At 42.3% G+C, this 22,203-nt stretch carries 17 protein-coding genes; 13 read left to right on the top strand and 4 right to left on the bottom strand.

Features of this window, described 5'->3' with window-relative positions; genetic code table 11:
* Positions 1-209 precede the first annotated feature (209 nt).
* The 9 genes from AB4371_RS09925 to rmf all read left to right on the top strand — a co-directional run bounded on the left by AB4371_RS09925 (position 210) and on the right by rmf (position 14,475).
* Positions 210-428 (top strand): DUF2835 domain-containing protein, encoded by a 219-nt coding sequence (locus AB4371_RS09925; protein ID WP_081325156.1) that lies wholly within the window; start codon positions 210-212, stop codon positions 426-428.
* A gap of 228 nt (positions 429-656) precedes the next feature.
* Positions 657-5,498, top strand: coding sequence for an NAD-glutamate dehydrogenase (locus AB4371_RS09930; protein WP_372149564.1), 4,842 nt, complete (start codon positions 657-659; stop codon positions 5,496-5,498).
* Positions 5,499-5,828: 330 nt separating this feature from the next.
* Complete coding sequence (gene pyrD, locus AB4371_RS09935; RefSeq protein ID WP_017063847.1) at positions 5,829-6,839, top strand: quinone-dependent dihydroorotate dehydrogenase; 1,011 nt, start codon at positions 5,829-5,831, stop codon at positions 6,837-6,839.
* A 206-nt stretch (positions 6,840-7,045) separates the two neighbouring features.
* The gene (locus AB4371_RS09940) at positions 7,046-7,594 is read left to right on the top strand and encodes a cell division protein ZapC (RefSeq protein ID WP_050642973.1); all 549 of its coding nucleotides are present in this window, start codon (positions 7,046-7,048) and stop codon (positions 7,592-7,594) included.
* Positions 7,595-8,102: 508 nt separating this feature from the next.
* A complete protein-coding gene (rlmKL, locus tag AB4371_RS09945) occupies positions 8,103-10,223 on the top strand; it encodes a bifunctional 23S rRNA (guanine(2069)-N(7))-methyltransferase RlmK/23S rRNA (guanine(2445)-N(2))-methyltransferase RlmL (protein WP_372149565.1) in 2,121 nt (706 codons plus the stop codon).
* A gap of 25 nt (positions 10,224-10,248) precedes the next feature.
* Positions 10,249-10,509 (top strand): glutaredoxin family protein, encoded by a 261-nt coding sequence (locus AB4371_RS09950; RefSeq protein ID WP_019823251.1) that lies wholly within the window; start codon positions 10,249-10,251, stop codon positions 10,507-10,509.
* Positions 10,487-12,403, top strand: a complete 1,917-nt coding sequence (locus AB4371_RS09955; protein ID WP_372149567.1) for an ABC transporter ATP-binding protein — start codon at positions 10,487-10,489, stop codon at positions 12,401-12,403. Before AB4371_RS09950 ends, AB4371_RS09955 begins: the two co-directional genes overlap by 23 nt.
* 9 nt (positions 12,404-12,412) lie before the next feature.
* Complete coding sequence (locus tag AB4371_RS09960; protein ID WP_372149568.1) at positions 12,413-14,140, top strand: DUF3466 family protein; 1,728 nt, start codon at positions 12,413-12,415, stop codon at positions 14,138-14,140.
* Between the two features lie 161 nt (positions 14,141-14,301).
* The gene (gene rmf, locus AB4371_RS09965) at positions 14,302-14,475 is read left to right on the top strand and encodes a ribosome modulation factor (RefSeq protein ID WP_017059676.1); all 174 of its coding nucleotides are present in this window, start codon (positions 14,302-14,304) and stop codon (positions 14,473-14,475) included.
* Between the two features lie 252 nt (positions 14,476-14,727).
* Here rmf and fabA read toward each other — a convergent pair whose 3' ends face one another.
* Both fabA and AB4371_RS09975 read right to left on the bottom strand, forming a co-directional pair.
* Complete coding sequence (fabA, locus tag AB4371_RS09970; protein WP_017059675.1) at positions 14,728-15,243, bottom strand: bifunctional 3-hydroxydecanoyl-ACP dehydratase/trans-2-decenoyl-ACP isomerase; 516 nt, start codon at positions 15,241-15,243, stop codon at positions 14,728-14,730.
* 70 nt (positions 15,244-15,313) lie between these two features.
* Positions 15,314-16,966 carry a Lon protease family protein gene (locus tag AB4371_RS09975; protein WP_048615970.1) on the bottom strand — a complete coding sequence of 551 codons (1,653 nt, stop codon included), beginning with the start codon at positions 16,964-16,966 and terminating at the stop codon, positions 15,314-15,316.
* A 189-nt stretch (positions 16,967-17,155) separates the two neighbouring features.
* Here AB4371_RS09975 and matP point away from each other — a divergent pair, with 189 nt between their 5' ends.
* The 4 genes from matP to AB4371_RS09995 all read left to right on the top strand — a co-directional run bounded on the left by matP (position 17,156) and on the right by AB4371_RS09995 (position 19,725).
* A complete protein-coding gene (gene matP / locus AB4371_RS09980; protein ID WP_017059673.1) occupies positions 17,156-17,611 on the top strand; it encodes a macrodomain Ter protein MatP in 456 nt (151 codons plus the stop codon).
* A gap of 23 nt (positions 17,612-17,634) precedes the next feature.
* On the top strand, positions 17,635-17,943 hold the full coding sequence (locus AB4371_RS09985; RefSeq protein WP_017059672.1) for a DUF3634 family protein: 309 nt from the start codon (positions 17,635-17,637) through the stop codon (positions 17,941-17,943).
* 105 nt (positions 17,944-18,048) lie between these two features.
* A complete protein-coding gene (locus AB4371_RS09990) occupies positions 18,049-18,360 on the top strand; it encodes a hypothetical protein (RefSeq protein ID WP_017059671.1) in 312 nt (103 codons plus the stop codon).
* Between the two features lie 144 nt (positions 18,361-18,504).
* On the top strand, positions 18,505-19,725 hold the full coding sequence (locus tag AB4371_RS09995; RefSeq protein WP_372149569.1) for a hypothetical protein: 1,221 nt from the start codon (positions 18,505-18,507) through the stop codon (positions 19,723-19,725).
* 100 nt (positions 19,726-19,825) lie between these two features.
* On the opposite strand, the gene AB4371_RS10000 is transcribed toward AB4371_RS09995, so the two are convergent.
* The gene (locus AB4371_RS10000; RefSeq protein ID WP_017059669.1) at positions 19,826-20,428 is read right to left on the bottom strand and encodes a DUF2971 domain-containing protein; all 603 of its coding nucleotides are present in this window, start codon (positions 20,426-20,428) and stop codon (positions 19,826-19,828) included.
* 338 nt (positions 20,429-20,766) lie between these two features.
* Entirely contained in the window at positions 20,767-21,363 is a 597-nt protein-coding gene (locus AB4371_RS10005; protein WP_372149570.1) for a porin family protein, read from the bottom strand.
* Positions 21,364-22,203 lie beyond the last annotated feature (840 nt).

Here is a 22,203-nt window from a genome sequence, read left to right on the forward strand (position 1 = left end):
ATTCAGGTAACTGTTTGCTAATAAGCGGTTTACTAATAAACTGTTTGCTATAACGAAAGGTCATCAGTGGTAGAGAATATCTGCCACTGATTTTTTGTTTCTGGTTCATCGAATTTTCGATAAGCTAGAGCAACTTCAAGTTCAGTTTCACCGTCAGACATCTAAAAGTGCCAAAAAACACTGGCACTGTATATTTATACAGGTATCGTATGAATCGCTATATTTTCCAACTTAACATCTCATATCAGCAGTTTTTGGCCAGCTATTCTGGTACGGCAAGTAAAGTTCAAGTGATAACAACAACAGGTTTACGCTTACAGTTACCTGCAACTCGATTCAGACCATTTCTTACACAAATAGGGGTTAGAGGGCAGTTTAGGCTGACAACTGACCAAAAAAATAAGTTTATTAAGTTAGAAGCTCTGTAAACCTTGGCATGCCTAGTGAGTTAAAAGGAATCTTAATCACATAATCAAACATTTCACCTCTTACCACCTCCAAAACAATTAACTATTTCTCAATAATGCTTTTACAATAAATGAATGCATTACCTTTGCTTAACTCGTTAGTAGAAAAGCGCTCAACGGCACGTTTCAAACACCAGATTAAGTGATCCCCCTAATAATAAAATATAATTCTAATTGTGGAGTGTGACTATGACCGCACGTGAAACTGTGGTTCCAGTTTTACTTGAAAAAGTTTACAAGCTGATTCAAGACAAACTTGACCTTGCTCATCGACCTCTCGTAACTCAACTTGCTCAACACTTGTTTAGTAACGTTTCTCACGACGATCTGACTCAGAGAAACGAATCCGATTTATACGGTGCTGTAGTTAGCTTATGGCATCACATCAATGAAAAGAAAGCCGACGAAATCTCTGTACGCGTTTTCAACCCGACGGTAAGTCGTCAAGGTTGGCAGTCTACTCATACTATCGTTGAGATAGTCGTTCCAGACAGCCCATTCCTTGTTGATTCCGTAAAAATGGCACTTACTCGCCTAGACCTTTCTTCTCACCTTATGCTTCATAACCCAACACAAATCTCTCGCTCAGATAAGGGCAGTGTTGTCGGTGTAAGCAATAACGAAGGTGCATTCCAATCGCTTTTCCATATTGAGGTTGACCGTCTTAGCAGTAAAGCTGAAATGACAGCTCTTAAAACGGAGCTACTGGATATCTTTACCGATACTAGCTTAGTTGTGAACGATTGGTTGAAGATGGTAGAACGACTTGAAGAAGTAACCAATCAAGTAGAAAAGCAGAAAGAGAGCATTCCTGTAGATGGCCAACGTTTTGATGAAACGTTGGCGTTTCTTCGTTGGTTAGGTGAACACAACTTTACATTCATGGGTTATAAGGAATATGACCTAGTTTCAGTTAACGGCGACACTGAACTGCAACCGACCAAGGAGCAAGGTCTTGGTTTGTTTGCGAACTCAGATCGTGTACGTAACGTTAAGCTATCTGAGTTTTCTGATTCGGCACGTCTTGAAGCGAAAAAGCCTTATGTGCTTATCGTAACCAAGGGCAACACGGCTTCACGCATTCACCGCCCAGCTTACAACGATTACATTGGTATTAAGAAATTCGATAAGAACGGTAAGGTCATTGGTGAGCACCGCTTTACTGGTCTTTACACATCTGCCGTTTATAACCAAACCGTTGAAACGATTCCTCTTGTTCGCGAGAAAGTAGAACGTATTTTGGATGCGAGTGGTTACCGTGAAGGTTCATACTCTTACAAAGCGCTGCACAACATTCTTGAAAACTACCCACGTGATGAACTGCTGCAAGCTCGAGAAGAAGAGCTACTAGAAGTCGGTACGGGCGTAGTACAAATGCAAGATCGCGATCTCCTGCGTTTGTTTGTTCGCAAAGACCCGTTTGGTCGTTTCTTTAGCTGCATGGTTTACGTAACAAAAGATCGTTACAACACTGAGCTTCGTCGCCAAACACAGCGCATCTTGAAACAGTACTTTGGTTGTGAAGAAGAGGTTGAATTTACAACGTACTTCTCTGAAAGCCCGCTAGCAAGAACGCACTATATTGTTCGTGTTGATAACAACAACATGGATGTGGACGTGAAAACAATTGAGCAAAATTTAATGGAAGTATCGTCTACGTGGGATGACCGTCTGTCTGAATCTATCATTGCAAACTTCGGTGAAAGCAAAGGTCTTCCATTGTCGAAAGAGTACATGCGTGCATTCCCACGTTCGTACAAAGAAGACATGATGCCAGGTTCTGCTGTTGCCGACATTGAACGTTTAGAAGCGCTAAGTGAAGACAACAAACTGGGTATGCTTTTCTACCGTCCTCAAGAAGAAGCGGCAGATTCAAAAGCCGTTCGTTTGAAGTTGTTCTATCACAGCGATGAGCCAATTCACCTTTCTGATGTTATGCCAATGCTTGAAAACTTTGGCCTACGCGTTATCGGTGAATCTCCATATGAAGTGCGTAAAACCAACGGTGTGACCTATTGGATCCTTGATTTCTCTATGCTGCACAAGAGCGATAAGACCATTGATCTTCGTGAAGCTCGCGATCTTTTCCAACAAGCCTTTGCGGCAATCTGGGCGGGTGAGTTAGACAGCGATGGTTTCAACCGCTTAGTACTTGGCGCTGGTCTTTCTGGCCGTGAAATCTCAATCTTACGTGCTTATGCTCGTTACATGCGTCAAGTTGGTTTCCCATTCAGCCAACAATACATTGAAGACACATTGTCTCATTACCCAGAATTAGCGAAAGGGCTAGTGAGCCTATTCGGCAAGCGTTTTAACCCGAAACTGAAGGGCAGCGTAAAAGGCCAACAAGATCTTATTAAGAAGATCACTGAACAGTTGGATCATGTAGAAAGCTTGGATGATGATCGTATCATTCGTCGCTACATGGAAATGATCACTGCAACGCTTCGTACTAACTACTACCAAGTAGACGAGAATAAGCAGTCTAAACCTTGGTTGGCTCTGAAAATGAGACCAAGCGAGATTCCAGATATCCCTGCGCCGGTTCCTGCGTTTGAGATCTTCGTTTACGCACCAGACATTGAAGGTGTGCATTTACGTGGCGGTAAAGTAGCACGCGGTGGTTTACGTTGGTCAGACCGTCAAGAGGACTTCCGTACTGAGATTCTAGGCCTAGTTAAAGCGCAACAAGTTAAGAACACGGTTATCGTACCGGTTGGTGCTAAAGGTGGTTTCGTTTGTAAGCGTCAACACATGATGTCTGGCCGAGACGAGATCTTTGCTGAAGGTCAACGTTGTTACAAGCGCTTCATCCGTGCATTGCTAGACGTTTCAGACAACATCATTGAAGGTGAGGTTATCCCACCTAAGAGCGTTGTTCGTCACGATGAAGATGACCCATACTTGGTTGTTGCAGCCGATAAAGGCACCGCGACATTCTCAGATCTAGCGAACTCAGTAGCTGAAGAGTACAACTTCTGGCTAGGTGATGCGTTTGCATCGGGTGGCTCTAACGGTTACGACCACAAAGCCATGGGTATCACGGCGAAAGGTGGCTGGGAATCGGTTAAACGTCACTTCCGCGAAATGGGTATTAACTGTCAAAGCACAGACTTCACTGCCATTGGTGTGGGTGATATGGCGGGTGACGTATTTGGTAACGGTATGCTGCTATCTAAGCACATTCGCTTGCAAGCTGCGTTTAACCACATGCACATCTTCATTGACCCGAATCCAGAATCAGCATCAAGCTGGGTAGAGCGTGACCGTCTGTTTAATCTGCCTCGTTCAAGTTGGGAAGATTACAATAAAGACCTGATTTCTCAAGGTGGTGGCATCTTCTCTCGCCGAGCGAAGTCTATCTCTTTGACACCTGAAATTCAGAAAATGCTGGGTACCAAGAAAGCATCAATGGCACCAAACGACTTGATCAAAGCGATCTTGTCTATGAAAGTTGATCTACTTTGGAACGGCGGTATTGGTACTTACGTTAAGTCTTCTAGTGAGACTCATACCGATGTGGGTGACCGTGCAAATGACGTGCTACGTATCGATGGCCGTGACCTGAAAGCTAAGGTTGTTGGTGAAGGCGGTAACTTGGGTATGACTCAATTGGGTCGTATTGAATACGCTCTAACGGGCGGTCGAGTTAATACTGACTTTGTCGATAACGTTGGTGGTGTAGATTGCTCGGATAACGAAGTTAACATTAAGATCTTCTTGAATGGCTTGGTGTCTAATGGTGATCTTACCGTTAAGCAACGTAACCAAGTTCTTGAATCTATGGAAGATGAAGTAGGTGAAATCGTACTAGACGACGCTTACTGCCAAGCTGAGTCTATCTCTGTTACTGAGCATCAAGGTGTAGGCTTAGTGAAAGAGCAAATCCGCTTTATCCACACAATGGAAAAAGCCGGGTACTTAGACCGTGGTTTGGAATACATCCCAGATGACGAAACGCTGCTAGAACGTGAGAAGCAGGGCCAAGCACTAACAAGACCAGAACTATCAGTATTGATCGCTTACGGTAAAATGGTTCTAAAAGAAGATCTTGTGAGTGATGACATTGCGAATGATGAGTTCCATGCTCAACAACTGATGCAATACTTCCCAACAGAGTTACGCCGTAACTACTCTCAGCACATGGATAACCATCCACTTCGTGCAGAGATCATTGCGACTGCGCTTGCTAACCAAATGGTTAACGAGATGGGCTGTAACTTCGTGACTCGCTTGCAAGAAGAGACGGGCGCGAACATTGTTGATATTGCGAATGCTTACGCGGCATCACGTGAAATCTACGGCCTGGGTAAGGTATTGAAGAGCATCCGTGAACTGGACAACATCTCAAGTTCTGAAGCTCAATACGAATTGCTTTACCATGTACGTCGTACGCTTCGTCGTCTAGCACGCTGGTTGCTAAGAAACCGTACCGGTAAACAGTCAGTGAATGTATTGATTGAGCTTTACCAAGGTGATGTCGTCGCAATTACTGAGAAGCTGGATGAAAACCTAGTGGCTTCAGAAGTAGAAGAGCATCAAGCAATGGCTCAAGTATGGATTGACCAAGGTGTAAACGCTGAGCTGGCTAATTCAGTGGCTCGTTTGTCTAGCCTGTACTCAGCACTGGATATATCTACAGTGGCTCGTGAAACGGGTAAAACAGTACAGCAAGCGTCTAAGCTTTACTTCAACCTAGGCGACCGTTTGTCACTGCACTGGTTCTTGAAGCAAATCAATGGCCAAGCTATAGACAACAACTGGCAAGCACTGGCGCGTGCAGCATTCAGAGAAGATCTGGATTGGCAGCAACGCCAGTTAACTGGTCAAGTACTTAACTGTGGTTGTGCTTCAGATATCGATGTGATTAAAGCGCTTGATGACTGGATGGAAAGTAACTCTGTTTCTCTACATCGTTGGGAAAGCATCCTAAACGAATTCAAAGTAGGTTCTGTTCATGAGTTTGCTAAGTTCTCAGTAGCATTGCGTGAATTGATGCTGTTGAATCTAAACTGCATGTCAAAAGACTAGTTACTAGATAAGACGAAAAAGTATAAGGGCAGGCCACAAGGTCTGCCTTTTTCGTTTCGGTAAAGTGGAAACAATAGGCCTAACGACTTTTGAAGAACAAACTTCGACGCAAACGTTGTTTGTTGTTAAGTGACCTGATGGCTGTACTAAGGTTGAGATTAGAAATGGCTTAATAACTTGAAGAAACGATAACGTTTGCTTAATAATGAAGCTCATTCGTTAGCAAACTCGATTATCTTACCCTTACAGTCAGTAATAGATTGAATAGTTGAGTAAATAAGTAAATAATATCGCCCCGTTTACACGGGGCTTTTTTCTATCGGAGGCACAATGCTTTACCGTCTAGCCAGAACTGGCTTTTTCCAACTTGATGCCGAAAAGGCACATGATCTTGCAATTCAAAATTTCAAACGCTTCACTGGCACACCTATTGATCTTTTGTATCGCCAACAATTACCTCATCGACCTGTAGAGTGCATGGGTCTTACTTTTAAAAACCCAGTTGGCCTTGCTGCCGGTCTAGATAAAAACGGCGAATGTATTGATGCATTTGGCGCAATGGGTTTTGGTTTCGTAGAAGTAGGAACAGTGACTCCACGTCCGCAAGCGGGTAACGACAAACCTCGTTTATTCCGTCTTGTTGAAGCTGAAGGTATCATCAACCGCATGGGTTTTAACAACCTAGGCGTCGACAACCTTGTTGAGAATGTTAAGAAGTCGAACTACGATGGCATCTTAGGCATTAACATTGGTAAGAATAAAGACACACCAATTGAAAAGGGCGCTGAAGATTACTTGATCTGTATGGAGAAGGTATATCAATACGCTGGTTACATTGCTGTGAACATCTCTTCACCAAACACTCCAGGACTTCGTTCTCTACAATACGGCGAAGCTCTAGACGATCTATTGTCTGAACTTAAAACGAAACAATCTGAACTGGAAGAGAAGCATGGTAAATATGTTCCTCTTGCTCTTAAGATTGCTCCGGATCTAAGCGACGACGAAATTCGCCAAATTTGTGAATCATTGATCAAAAATAAGATCGATGGTGTGATCGCAACAAACACAACATTGGATCGTTCAATCGTTGAAGGTATGAAACATTGTGATGAAGCGGGTGGCCTAAGTGGACGTCCTGTTCAATCTCGTAGTACTGAAGTAGTTCGTAAACTTCACGAAGAGCTGGGTGACAAACTGCCGATCATTGGAGTAGGTGGTGTTGATTCGTATGTTGCTGCAAAAGAGAAAATGATGGCAGGCGCTAAGCTTGTACAAGTTTACTCTGGTTTTATTTACAAAGGTCCAGGCCTTGTAGGTGACATCGTTAAAAATCTTTAAACGGCAAGACGCTTTTATTTCTGAAAAGCGACAATCTGGCATCGTCTTAATAAAAGAGACACTGTAACTCACTGAGTTGTAGAGAAAAGCGACAAGAAAGAGGAATTCATTTCCTCTTTTTTTTTGCCTATTGCTCAGTAAAATTACTGTAATTGAAGGTAATTTTGCGTTTTACCTAATGGAATGGTTCAACAGTGTGAGACGAAATGATGCTTAAACCTAGCGATACATGGAGTTGGTATTACGATGAGCAGCAATGTTCATTAATGCTAAACCTCGGAGAGGATATGATTTTCAAAACGAATCTGGTCCGCAATAAGCTGGTGGACTGCGCGTTTCGAGATAATGAATTCACCGTTGATGACGCATCTTCATACCAAACCTTCAAAGAACAAATTTCTGGCTTAGAACTGTCTGAGCCTCGTCAAGCTGAATTAGCACTCTATTGTGTGGCAGCAAAGCGTTTCCATAAGCCTGTACAGCCTAAGAGTTGGTTCTTCGACTCACAAGGTACTGGCCATGAATATCCTCAAGAAGGGGATATTGTACAAATGAATAACGAGCATAGCCTAGGGTATTTCATTGTATTAGAAGTGGGAGAGTGTGCGAGCCTATGTGCATTTGTCGACCTAGAAGAGTTTCTGCTTACACCTTCAAAAGGGTTACGCTTTGGCGACTCGATTAAGGTCATGCACGATAGAATGATAGACGCGAACGCTATTCTTCATCAAACGCACATTGCGATGGTTGGTTAGCCTTCAGTCTAGTCCATCATTTCTCACACACATCGCAACGCACCAACCTGTCAAATCTTCCCCCAAATCGGCTCATTAGCCGATTTTTTTGTGCCTAAAAAACCTCACCCTGATAAATACATCACTGCTTAACCATTTAAATAGTGAACTTACGACTATTTTTTCACCTTAATTTCTGCCTGTTTTTATCTCCAGAAGTGTAATTTCCCCATCTTTATTCCCTGTTTATGTCCTTTTGTAGCTAACTTTCACACTAAATTCACGATTGGTATATACCAATTTTAGGGTGAATATAAATTCACATTATCGCTTTGGTCGGTATTTGGTCCTGAATCGTGTTGGTTTGATAAGTCTTATGTTCTAAGGGGATGTGGGTAAGCGATCGCTTCAACACTGCGCGTTTGCTAGCCAGTTAGAAGAAAGATTCAATGAAAAGACGAGTTTAGTGTGATGCTCTAGTAACAAATTCAGGTATAATCGAGCTCATTTTTATCAATAAAAGAACACTATGAATCAATATCTAGCGGTTACCTCAAACGGCCTTGAGAATTTATTAGTTGAAGAACTAACCCAACTAGGGATTACAAACGCAAAACCTGTTCAAGCAGGTGTTAAATTCAAAGCGACCAATGAGCAAATTTATCGTTGTTGTTTGTGGAGCCGTTTGGCTTCTCGATTTGTACGTGTCCTTTCTGAATTCACTTGTATGGACGACATGGATTTGTACCTATCAACCACTGCGGTTAACTGGGTAAATCAATTCCATAGCTCTAAGCGTTTTGTTGTTGACTTCAATGGTACGAACAACGAAATCCGTAATAGCCAATACGGTGCGATGAAAGTAAAAGATGCCGTTGTTGATTGCTTTGAGAAGAAGTCTTTACCTCGTCCTTCTATTAGCAAAGAGAACCCAGACATTCGTATCCACGTTCGTTTACACCGTGATAAAGCGATTCTTGGTGTTGATATGGTAGGTAGCGGTCTTCACCAACGTGGTTACCGTCCTGAATCAGGTCGAGCACCACTACGTGAAACTCTTGCTGCCGCGATTCTTCTTCGTAGTGGTTGGGATGCAACGAAACCTTTCCTAGATCCAATGTGTGGTTCAGGTACGTTAGTGATTGAAGCTGCAATGATGGCTGCAAACATGGCTCCAGGTGTTAAACGTCAGAAGTGGTGTTTTGAATCACTAGAAGATTTCGAGCCTGAGCTTTGGGCTGAAGTTAAAGCAGAAGCGAACGTCCAAGGCCGTCGTGGCGTTAAGAAAGTAGAATGTAAGTTCTATGGCTATGACAATGACGAACGCATGATCAAAACAGCGCGTGACAATGCTCGTCGTGCTGGTGTTGAAGAGTTGATTGAATTCGAAGTAGGCGATGCTGCAAAGCTTAAGCGTCCTACAGAGTTTACTGATGGTGTGATTGTTTCTAACCCGCCTTACGGTGAACGTCTTGGTACCGAGCCGGGTCTTATTGCACTTTACACAGCATTCGGTGCACAGCTTAAAGCTGAATTTGGTGGCTGTAACGCATCTATCTTCTCTAGCTCAGACGAGCTACTAAGCTGCTTACGCATGCGTGCAGATAAACAGTTCAAGTTGAACAACGGTGCGTTACCGTGTCACCAAAAGAACTACTCAATTTCAGATCGTCCGATGTCAGAGCGTCCATCAGGCGAGCAAGAACAATTGATTGCACCTGATTTCGCGAACCGTCTTAAAAAGAACATCGGTAAAATTGGCAAGTGGGCTAAGAAAGAGCAATTAGATTGCTACCGTATCTACGACGCTGACCTACCAGAATACAATGTAGCGATTGATGTATACCCAGGTCACCTTGTGATTCAAGAATACGCAGCGCCTAAAGATGTACCGGAAGAGAAGGCAAAACGTCGCTTAACCGATATCATCCGTGCTTCTATTCAAGTAACAGGCGTAGAAGCAAACAACGTTGTGCTTAAAGTTCGTCAGAAACAGAAAGGCCGTTCTCAATACCAGAAATTGGCTCAAGACTCATCGAACTTAGAAGTGAACGAGTATGGCGTTAAGCTGATTGTTAATCTTCATGATTACCTAGATACCGGGTTGTTCCTAGATCATAAGATCACTCGTCGTCGTATCGGTGAGATGGCCGCAGGTAAGGATTTCCTAAACTTGTTTGCTTATACAGGAAGTGCATCTGTTCATGCTGCTGTGGGTGGTGCTCGTTCTACAACTACTGTTGATATGTCTAATACCTACCTAGAGTGGGCGAAAGAGAACATGGAGCTTAACGGTCGTGTTGGTCGTCAACATCAGTTTGTTCAAGCTGACTGTCTACAATGGCTAGCTAAAGAGCAGGGTTCTTATGATCTGATCTTTATCGATCCACCTACGTTCTCTAACTCAAAGCGTATGGATCAATCTTTCGATGTTCAACGTGATCACATTCAGCTGATGGAAAACCTTAAACATCTTCTTCGTGAAGAAGGCACGATTGTGTTCTCTAACAACAAGCGTCACTTCAAAATGGACTTGGAAGCTCTAGATGAGTTAGGTCTTAAGGCTCAGAATATCTCAGCGAAGACACTTCCATTGGACTTCTCTCGCAATAAGCACATTCATAACTGCTGGTTGATTACACATAAGTAGTTAAGAGATCGTATAAGGATATATAGTGCTGACTCTCTACAGTACAGAAGGGTGCCATCTATGTGAGATGGCATTCCAACTCACGGAACAGTTAAACATTAGCCATCACGTCAACGTTGTTGACATTGCATTTGATGATGAGCTCTTTTCCCGTTACGGGGTCACTATTCCGGTGCTCAAATTTGAAAGCTCTGACCTTTCTCAAAGCTCAGAGCTTAACTGGCCATTTGGCTTGTTAGAACTTAATGATTGGTTAAAGAAGAATGGCATTACTTACAATTCATAATGGGCAATTAGCGTTTGGTGATCACCCATTATTAGATCGTGCGGACTTCGTGCTGCAAGAAAACGAACGTGTATGTTTAGTAGGGCGCAATGGCGCTGGTAAGTCGACATTGATGAAAATCCTATCTGGAAACATCATCATGGACGACGGTAAGATGCAAATCACGCAAGATGTGGTTGTGTCTCGTCTAGAACAAGATCCACCGCGTAATGAACAAGGTACAGTTTATGACTATGTTGCTGGTGGCCTTGCTGAAATCGGCGAACAGCTGAAGATCTATCATGATCTTCTGGATCTCATCGCGACAGACCCAAGTGAAAAGAATCTAAACCGCCTTACTCGCGTTCAAGAGCAATTGGATCATGCGAATGCATGGCGCTTTGAAGATCGCGTAAGCAACGTATTGGCGGCGCTTAAGCTAACTGCAGAAACCAAACTGACGGATTTGTCTGGTGGTTGGCAACGTAAAGCAGCACTTGCTCGTGCGCTTGTATGTGACCCTGACGTGCTTCTACTTGACGAACCGACTAACCACTTAGATGTTGCGACCATTGAATGGTTAGAGGGTTTCCTGAAAGACTTCCGCGGTTCAATCATCTTTATCTCGCATGACCGTGCGTTCATTAAATCGATGGCAACACGTATTGTCGATCTTGATCGCGGTAAATTGAGCTCTTTCCCGGGTGATTACGAAAACTATCTTGTTGAGAAAGAAGAAGCGCTTCGTGTAGAAGAAATGCAAAACGCTGAATTTGATAAGAAGCTTGCTCAAGAGGAAGTTTGGATTCGTCAAGGCATTAAAGCTCGTCGTACTCGTAACGAAGGCCGTGTGCGTGCGCTTAAGAAGCTACGTGAAGAGCGTTTAAACCGTCGAGAAGTGCAGGGCAAAGCGATTATCCAAATCGACGATGGCCAGCGTTCAGGCAAGATTGTATTTGAAGCTGAGAATCTTAACTTTGGCTTTGAAGGCAAAGAAATTGTTAAGGACTTCAGCTTCAACATCATGCGTGGCGATCGTATCGCTCTGATTGGTCCTAACGGTTGTGGTAAGAGTACGGTACTTAAGCTGCTTCTTGACCAGCTTAAGCCTGATTCAGGTCGTTTGCATTGTGGTACTAAGCTTGAAGTCGCTTACTTTGACCAATACCGCGAAATTCTAGACCCTGAGAAGTCTGTAATTGATAACCTCGCGGATGGTAAGCAAGAAGTGACCGTAGGTGGCCGTGAGCGTCATGCTCTAAGCTACTTACAAGATTTCTTATTCTCTCCAAAACGTGCTCGCACTCCTGTTAAAGCACTATCTGGTGGTGAGAAAAACCGTCTGTTATTGGCGCGTATTTTCCTTAAGTCGAACAACTTGTTGATTCTCGATGAGCCAACCAACGATCTAGATATCGAAACTTTGGAACTTTTAGAAGATTTGCTTGCCAACTATCAGGGTACGCTTCTTTTAGTGAGCCACGATCGTCAGTTTGTTGATAACACGGTTATGACAAGTTGGATCTTTGAAGGTAATGGTGTTATTGAAGAATTTGTTGGTGGTTACCACGATGCTCAGCAGCAAAGAAAACAAGCATTAGAGTACCGACAGGTTGAAAAGCCATCAAAGCCTGAGAAAGTAGTTGAGGAAACTCCCAAAACTGCGCCAGTTAAGGCTAAACCTAAGAAGTTATCGTATAAGCTACAACGAGAACTAGAAGCGCTACCAATGCGTTTGGAAGAATTGGAAACTCAAATTGAAACTCTTCAGGAAGAAGTCAACGATCCAAGCTTCTTTTCGAAATCTGTAGAGCAGACACAGCCAGTTTTAGATAAGCTAACTGCGACAGAGCAGGAGCTTGAAGTTGCATTTGAGCGCTGGGAAGAGCTCGAGGCACTACAACAGGAAAGTTAAGAAGTAATAATGACTTGTACTAAATTTAAATTAACTACAGTTGCAGCATTAGTTTTAGCTGCAACTAATGCCAATGCTGCGCTTTACAAGGTCGTTGAAGTCACTCCTTCAATTACAGGTGCCTCTGAAATCTATGGTGTGGCGATTCAACCTGGTGTTGCGACAGACGGAACGAATGAGCTTGCGTTAGGTTGCTTCGATTCAGCTGCAACCAACTGTACCGATAGTGCATTTAAACTTGCTGGTGAGACTCGCGATACGCTTGAAGCGGTAAGTTATCGTGAAGAAGTACCATTCGCAATGGATGCACCATTTCAGTACATTCAAGAGCGTGATGATTTCGAAAACTATTGTTATCGAGAGCTGAGATATTCTACATGTGAAAGTTGGGCTGAAAACCGTTGGAATGACACTTGGAGTAAGGAAAGAAATGACCTTACTCACGTAAATGCGAAAGCGTTTGTTGAAGGTGGGGATACTTTTGAAACTCGCAATACGGTAATCAATTCTTTAGATGAGAATGCCCAACCTGTGGGGATCAAATCCAAAGATGATATTCGCAATAATGCATTGTTTACGACGACAGCGGCGCCAACTGGAGCTTCAGAAACTCGTGCGTGGCGTGCGATAAAAGCGAGTAACGGCAAAGTTTACAATGTAGGTAGTGTCTCTGAAGAGTTTGTTCCGACTGATACATCAGAACCAGATAAGGCCTATGCTTCTAAAGCGGCGATCTGGGACGGTACTACGACCAAAGAAATCGATTGGATTCGCAGCGGTGACGCTAAACAAGGTGATTACTTTGCTCAAGGCAGTATGCGTTCAATCGTTGAATCAGGTTCTGGTTTTTACGGTGTTGGCTATAATACTGCAGATGGTAATGGTGACCTACAAGACATGAACGCCAGTGTTTTTGTGAGTGACTCATTAGATCTTACTGGTGCAACATGGACGACTACACAGATTAGCGGTGCAGAGGTTAAGTCAGGCTCGTCTAACGACGATGCTAGATACAGTAACTCTGTAGCGACTGACATCAACGATAATTTGTTCGCTGTTGGTTATTCTAAGCGTAATGGTTATGTACCAGAGAGTGGTAGTGCAGGTAATAAGCCTTTCGTTGTAACCGATGCCAAAAACCCAACAGCAACGTACTTGTCTGGTGGTATCTTCTTTGGTGGTTCGAGCGGTGAAGCTAAAGCAGTTAACAACTTTAATGAGTTTGTTGGCCAAATAGATGCAGAAACCACTCGTGAGGTTGATGGTAGTGAAAGAAGACACAGAGGCTTTATTTACCCTTACGATCTCCCGTCTTCAACTGATGAACGCCGTGTTGATATTTTTGGTGGTAAAGCATGGTGGTTAGATGACTTAACAAATGATGGTGATGCGTCTAGTCACAATAACCAATTTAGAATCATTGATGCGACGGATATCAATGATGCTGGCGTGATTTCAGCAACGGCTATCAAATGTACAGTCGACGGTAATGATAAGCCTTATGACACAACATCACACAACTCATACTGTGGTGGTGCCTCATCTAACGCAGTCGAAAAGGTTGTAGCTGTTAAGCTTATCCCAATCAAGGGAGCAAGGTATGACACTGGCTCTGACATTGATAGCGTAGTAACTCGTAGCACCGACACCGAGAAAGTTGAGCGCCAAGGTGGTAGCCTAGGTTGGTTAACTTTGACTGTGCTTGGTCTATTAGGGTTCCGCAGAAAATTTAAATAATTTTATCTCCTGAGCCCGAGTTCACAATTCTGAACTCGGGCTTTTTTTCACCTTGAGAAAAGTGAAAATTTGACCGATTCTTAAAGTTGGAGTCACAAAAACTCCGTAAAGTTGTAATCATTGTATGTTAGTAAATGTAACACCCGTATGAGGACTGCACTATGAAGAGACAAAAGCGTGATCGACTAGAACGAGCACAATCTCAAGGCTACAAGGCTGGTTTAAATGGACGGTCGCAAGAAGCTTGCCCATATAGCCAAATGGATTCTCGGTCTTATTGGTTAGGTGGATGGCGTGACGCCAAAGATGACAAGCAATCAGGTCTCTATAAGTAGATAGGGCGTAAAGAATTCAAGGTCAGGGCTCCATTGTCTGTTGATTACAACGGCTGGAGCCTTGTTAGTTTCAGAACAACACAAAGACTCCCAGAGCTATGTAGCATTCTAGTTTCGCTATCATAAGCGTATCGCTGGTGGATTTATCCTGTTTCAAGCTTAATACGGGATACTTTAATGCACTATAACTAAACTTATTGGAACGAAAATAAAGCAGCCATGGGCTGCTTTACTAAAAATCTAACTATTAGATTAGAATGCTGACGTATCTTGGAAAAGGCCAACTTTCAAATCTTTAGCAACGTAGATCTCTTTACCATCAACAAGTACGCGACCATCCGCAAGGCCCATAACTAGACGACGGTTAACAACACGCTTCATGTGGATCTCGTAAGTTACTTTTTTCGCAGTAGGTAGAATTTGACCAGTGAATTTCACTTCGCCAACACCTAGAGCACGGCCTTTACCTTCGCCGCCAACCCAACCAAGGTAGAAGCCAACAAGCTGCCACATTGCGTCAAGACCTAGACAACCAGGCATTACTGGGTCACCCGGGAAGTGACAATCGAAGAACCATAGGTCAGGAGTAATATCCAGCTCAGCAAGAACTAAACCTTTACCGTAATCACCTTCAGTTTCAGACATCTTAGTGATGCGATCCATCATTAGCATGTTCGGTGCTGGTAGTTGAGGGCCTTGTGGCCATAGTTCGCCTTGGCTTGATGCTAGAAGCTCTTCGCGAGTGTAAGAATCACGTTTGTTTTGCATTATCAATTACTCCGATTTTTGATAGGTGCATATTAGTGAACAGGTGTACGCTAAACAAGTCCGATCAGTACTAGACAAACCAGTTTTTAATGCGTCCAACGATTCCAATAGGGTGCTCATGTCTTTCAAAGTTTTCAATACGTTCCGCGATTTTACTCAGAACGCTTTCTTGTTCATCGTCTCTAAATGGCTTGTTCATAATGAGAGGAATTGCTTCGTCTACATTAGACACAGACCAAATATGGAATTCTTCATTCTTAATGCTTTCAATAAGGTCAGGCTTTAGTGCAAGATGCCTTAAGTTCGATCTTGGAAGGATCACACCTTGTTCGCCTGTTAAGCCGTTGTGCTTACACACATGGTAGAAGCCTTCGATTTTCTCGTTTAGCCCGCCAACAGCTTGCACACGTCCAAATTGGTCAACTGCACCTGTAACCGCAATTTGTTGATTGATAGGGTATTCAGACAAAGCACTCACCAGAGAACAAAGCTCAGCAAGAGAAGCACTATCGCCGTCTACTTCGCAATACGATTGCTCAAACACAACAGAAGCAGCGTATGGCAACGGATCTTCAAGGTTTAGTGCGCTGCTCACAAATGCTTGCATGATCATCATGCCTTTAGCATGAAGATTACCACCCAGCTCGGCTTTGCGCTCAACATCGGCAATATCACCATCACCAAAGTGAATAACACAGGAAATTCGTGCAGGTTCACCATACGATATTGGGTGTCCCGGTACATCGATGACCGTCAATCCATTAACTTGACCAACTTGTTCACCTTCAGTTTCGATAATGACTTGGCCATCACGAATATCATCAAGGGCGCGTTCTGGTAGATAAGATTCACGGTTGTATTTGTGCTGTTGAGCTTGCTGGATATGGTGAATATCAATCTCACCATTGTCGGCTTCAATCAAAGCTTCGTTCAATAACGCGTTGTGCCAAATAGGGCACAGTGGGATATAGCTTTGATCTTCGGTTTCTCTTGCTCCGGCAGTAAGAATGCCAGTCAACGCTTGTTGCGTGATGGTTGGCAATTCATAACGTTGTTGAAGCCACTTAAGGTAACCAAGATATTGAGTCAAAGTCTCTTCAGAGAGCTTGATATCTTGTTCAATTTCGCTAAATAGGCAAAAACCGGTTTGAATATCGCTGTCCAGGTAATCAAGGTCACCTAGTTGAGCTCTGTCTCCAACCACAATCAACTTAATGTTGTAAGTCAAAGGCAAAGTCGGGGATTGGTTCAAGTGCTCTGGATTACTGCTGATTGGTTCTACGGCTTCACCAAGCAGTGCTGATTTAAGCAGTAACCAGCTTCCTGGGTTGGCCAAGATCAAGTTTGCTGAAACGATCAGATAGCCGTTGTTTGCTCTAGCCAGTAGGCCGGGCTTTGTCGCTACAACCTTACCGTCTTTTGACTGAACTTGGTCAAACAGAGAGACAGCATTTAAAGACTCAGTTTTTATAACCGGTAGAGTGTGATCATCTAAAGCAGTGACTAGAGATTCAACAATCATTTGACGATAGATCGAATTGTCTGGAGCGTTTACAAGTAAAACACGCGAAAGGTTAGACAAACGGACAAAGCGGGTTAACGCATCTTTGAATCTATGTTGAATATCTGAAAACGGGAAAGGCGAGATGTCAGGGAATTGCTCTAATTGAGCGCTATATTCGTCGTACTGAGGCGTAACATGTCGCCAATCTACTTGAGTCATTTAAGTTTCTGATTATGATAATGAGGTAGGGAGTATATAGAAAAACCGATCTCGCTTGTAGCTCTATGTTGTAGTTACTAATCACTAAGCTAATATAAGTATGATCTTGGTCTATTCTTTCAAGATCATAATTGTTAAATAGCCTATTTTGGGTTACGCTGTCACTAGGATTAACTCTCGAGATTAGACATGAAATATCAGCAACTTGAAAACTTGGAATGTGGTTGGAAATGGAACTATCTGGTCAAAAAATGGAAAGAAGGCGAGTCGATCACCTGCCACATAGATTCAAGTGAAGCTGACGTTGCTGTTAAAGCCTTATTGAAGCTTGAACACCAACCTACAGGTGTCCTTGAGTGGATCTCTAACAACATGTCTCCTGAGCTCGATAACAAGCTTAAACAAGCGATCAGAGCTAAGCGAAAACGCCACTTCAATGCTGAACAAGTTCATACAAAGAAGAAATCAATCGACCTTGATTACCGTGTATGGGAAAAGCTATCTCAACGTGCGAACGAGCTAGGTTGTACGCTCTCAGATGCCATCGAGTATTTGGTTAGCGAAGCGTCTCGTAGTGAGCAGGCCAGCAAGACGGTGACTAGCCTCAAAGAAGACTTAAGCAAGCTCCTTTCTGACGATAAATAACCATCAACAGTAGTGGTGACATTATGATGTACGTAATCTTAATCGGTGCGGTATTAGTTTTTTGGTTAGTAGCAGTCGATCGACCGGTATTGAAAATTAAATTTAGCGACGGGGCGATCGAACAAGTTAAAGGGCATCTTCCACCGAGCTTTAAGCACAACCTTCAAGAGATTGGTCATAACAATACCTTTAAAGGCGAGCTAAAAGTGTATGCAAAACGTTCTGGTTACAATCTCAAGTTCACTAAAGATGTTCCTAAAAACGTACAGCAACGTATTCGTAACGTGTTCCCGCATAATGGTTTTAAGTCTAAAGGCTCAAAGAAAGCGTAATCGTTGAGAGTTACGCGTTAGCTGGTCAATCCTCATACTAAGTTAATCCTTCATTTCTCTTAAATCTCCGCATACTGTTCTCACCCTCAACAAAGAGAGAGCAGTATGAGATATCTAGTATTACTATTATGTTTTTTATCCCCAGTCGCTTTTCCCGACGATGCATTGGTTAATCCTGTAGCTAAAAAGATAAAAGTCACCGTCATGAAAGGGCTCAACAAGAGTAATGTTGATTTCGAGGGTTATTGCGATCTGATGATTGAGATGAAGCACTCTAAAGGTTATGCAAGAATCAAAAAGGTGAGAACGTCTGGAGATAGTAAAGTTTGCAAGCAGGCGAAAAAACACCTACCGACGAAGAAAAGGTTCAAATACAGCTTTCCAGAAAAGTATATCCGGCTACATATCACACACTAGTCACTCTCAACGCACTATAACTAAATATCCTTAATTTTATTGAAACAATTTCGTGAACCAATCTCTAATTTCTATTAATATTAGTTTTGTTATAAAGGCAGGATATGCCGATACAAGAGCATTTACGGCAAAGGAAAGTCACGGTTGTTGTTAGCAAATAAAAGTTATACCCCTGAAGTAGTTGAGATCTCAAGGAAGGTCTCAATCAATGTTGAAGCTCGCTTTAATCGATGGTTAATCTCACCTGAATATAAGCTCGCACAATCTACAGTAGACACGTTACTAAGTTTGGAAAATAGGTATTGTGATAGTGTCATATTTGATGAATCTGACCGCATATCTCACAATCAACGTATTTTATTGCGCTGCGAGCAGGATAGAGTCAATGCTCATCGTGAAAAAGTCGACGCGAAGCAACAAACCTTACGATACGTTATCGATGATGTCAGCAATGCCGCTTCTGCGCTAATGCTTGAGAAGCTTCAAGGTACCTTAATAAGTTCGTTGTTTTCAGACTTACCCGATTACAATCAGTTCGCTAGTGTTGCGTATTCGCCATCTTTAAACTTTTCCAAACTCCATGAAATATCCGCGAAAAGTAGGCCATTGAGCTCAAGTTTAATCGAGTTTGTTTCCAATCAAGAGTTTGCAGATAAATATGGAAAGAAATCTAAGGTAATTCTCGATCCAAAAGTTGCAGCACGACAAATAGGAATAGAAAATTGTCGTTTATTGTTCCCATTGTTAATGAGTCAACAGCTGATTAAGTGGAATGATGGCAACATTAAACACATCACACCTAAGGTTTGGCAACACTTGGTCGTGACGTCAAATGCGACTCGAATTCGACTTCAAGAAACGTCGGTTAAAGATCCTAACGTAGGCATTTTACTTGGTGTGTTGAGAGTTCTGCCTTTGTTTTTAATTTGTAACCACTTTTCTTCAACGTTTGAAGACGCATTGGTAAAAACGATGCTTGGTTATCGTGAAGCAAGTGACAAGCATGACGAATATTATGCTTGTACTGAGGTGATGCCAAATACACAGTTTCTCGAAGCGATGGTCGAGCAGTTAGAGCTTAAACTACTAAAAAACCTCGTTGAATTTATAGATTGGAGCCCTGAAAACCAGTTCATAAAGAGGGCACTTCTAGAGGAAGTGAATGACATTCCAGTACTTGAGCGAACGGTTTATGGTGCAGCTTTGGCTCAAGGTAGAAAATATTCTGTTTTCGAGGCGTTAGATAATAGTGAACTATTTAACGTTAAGCACCGACCTTATTGGTTTTCAACTGTTCAAATGTCTATCGCGACGATTGAGCAGATGCAAGATAAAGGATTGGGAAAGCTTACGGTGAACATGTAATAAAAAGAGAGAGTCTCATTAATGTCGCTCTCTTTTTTGTTGCGCTGTAACTTTATGTGAATGTCTTGTTTTGGCGCTAAACAGTAGGATTACACTCTACTTAACTGACCACTTCGAAGGTAAACGACTCTTGCTTTGCTATTGCGTGTTTAACAGGGATACCAAGGCGCTGGCAAGTCATCAGAACTTTCAATTTCCTGTCGGCAGGAGCGTGCTCTGACAGAATCACCGAGCTTAGGCACTCTCTATTAAGGTAGAGTTTATTTCCGATCATCTCGTCATCAGGTAATACCCAGCGGTATTCCTTTTCATAACGCCAATTAGAATGCTTAATTTTGAATATCTCAGCTCCCAGTCTTGATGTTTGTAAACCTCTTAGCGATGCCGGGCGGAACATATTCGGTTCGTCTTCATACTGGACTTCAAAACAGTTGAGATTGGCCTCACCGTTATAGCAGTTGAGATCATACTCGATACACATGCCTTTAAAGTTGTCACCATACTGCGACCATAGTATTGGGTGGTCGTTCGACTGAGAGAAACACATGATCTTAAAGTTTTGTTGAAGCTCTTTGTTGAATGCGTGGTTAGATTCAAAAGGGTTATTAAAAGTTTTAGCGTAATCAAACCACAACGAACACTCGGAAATAGATTGTATGTTTCTGTCGTGGAGTGATCTGAACTTATAAAGTTTAGGCAACATATCAAACACCTAGTTTACAAAATTGCCTGATGTTAACACTTTAATTTACTTTTAAGGATTGAATGCATAGCATTTGATTGCTTAATCACCAAATTTATTCGTATAACTGTTTGATAGATAAAAATTTAAACACGAAATAGTAGCCTGTTAAAGTGGTTTATTTTGCGTTAGGGCAAAGCTTTCAAGTTGTAACTTTTTACAGAAGATACAACGTAACTTTATTTATGGTTGAATTGTCTTGTCAAAGTAGAGGTCGAGTAGGGAAATAGGTGATCAAAATTAAAGCCGAGCTTTAAAAGGACGGCTTTAGTAGTATTGAGCCTACGAGTGAATCAAGTTTAGAAGTGGTACCTTGCACCTAGGTAAGCGGTTTGAGGTGACACATCGATGGATTCAATTTCAACGTTTGCATAGCGGTAACCAATATGGATATCGATGTTGTCTGTTACCATCGCACCAAGCTCAGCACCAACTTGGTAGGCTGCTTCAGACTTAGAGTCTGATACTCCAAAAGCTTTCGCTTCCATATCCATAGAGCCAACACCGGCTAATAAAGATACATACAGATCTAATACGTCACCTTCAACAATAAACTTTGGTTTAATGTTTACGAAGAAAGCATGGCCTTCAATATCCATTAAGTCGTTATAGCTAACTTTTCCGATTTTTCGGTACTCGGCTTCTAGCCCCAGTTTGACGACATCATGTGTATTGAATTCGTAGCCTCCAACCAAGTTATAGCTAAAGTCTGATAGATCAGATGAATCTTCAATGGCGCTGCCACGATATTCTAATTCAGTTTCATTATAAAAGCCGATATCAACACCAGAATAAAAATGACCATGCTCTCTAGGTGAGTTTTCACTAGCAAGCGCCTGCGAGCTGATGCCAAAAAAAGCGGTGAATAGCGATAGGGCGATTGTACTGATTTTCATGTAAAGCCTTCTAAGATAATAAGTTATTCAGTTCCAGAATATGTTAACAAACAAAAGATTCTCTAACTAATTGAGAACTAGCCTAAACATCTGATTTTAAAGACTTGTTGGTAATAGAAGTGTCATTATCGCAGTTATGAGACAATGTAATACAGTCCAGACAGAGGTTAATAGAATTTATGTTGCACTGTAACTTACTATTAGCCAAGTCGTTTATAGAAGTTCGTTTTGGATGGCAACGCAGTTTGGTAACAATGACCGTTGGGCATCAGAAAATTCAAAGTTAGTGGTTTGAAAAACGAGTACGGATGTTACTGATGACGTTGATAGTTGATTCAATTTGGTGAAGAACAAGCCAACATAGGTAAACAAGACTAGATGATTCGGGAGTTCGCTTGGTCTTTTGGGACCGTTAAATCTAGCGAACAAGAGTAACCAAGTCTTTTCAGTTTATTGGTAGTACGGACAATAGACCGAGAGTTAGTGGAAGCGTTAATCATCTAGGTTCTTTTGGTAAGCAAAATCAGGGTAATAGCTTTTAACACTCAACCAGCAGAGACTCTGGACTAACTTTGGAGAGGCATCCGTAATTAGAAGTCTTAATTAAGTTTGAGCAGACATGTGATAAAGCCATCACGATTTAATCCAATTAACGCGGAGTCAAAGCCAGCCAGTAATTAAATAGATAGATTCATGCGGCGCTGTACGTAAAATTACGCGAGTAACAGGCCCTGAAACCTCTCAGATTTCAATCTCCTTTTTTGGTGCGTATTATGTATATTATGTTAAATGGTGTTTGGTATTTATAAGGCAGGTATCTTTGTGCGATGCCCTGCCTCT

Source organism: Vibrio sp. 10N.261.51.A3, from assembly GCF_041471965.1.
GTDB classification, from domain to species: Bacteria; Pseudomonadota; Gammaproteobacteria; order Enterobacterales; family Vibrionaceae; genus Vibrio; species Vibrio crassostreae_C.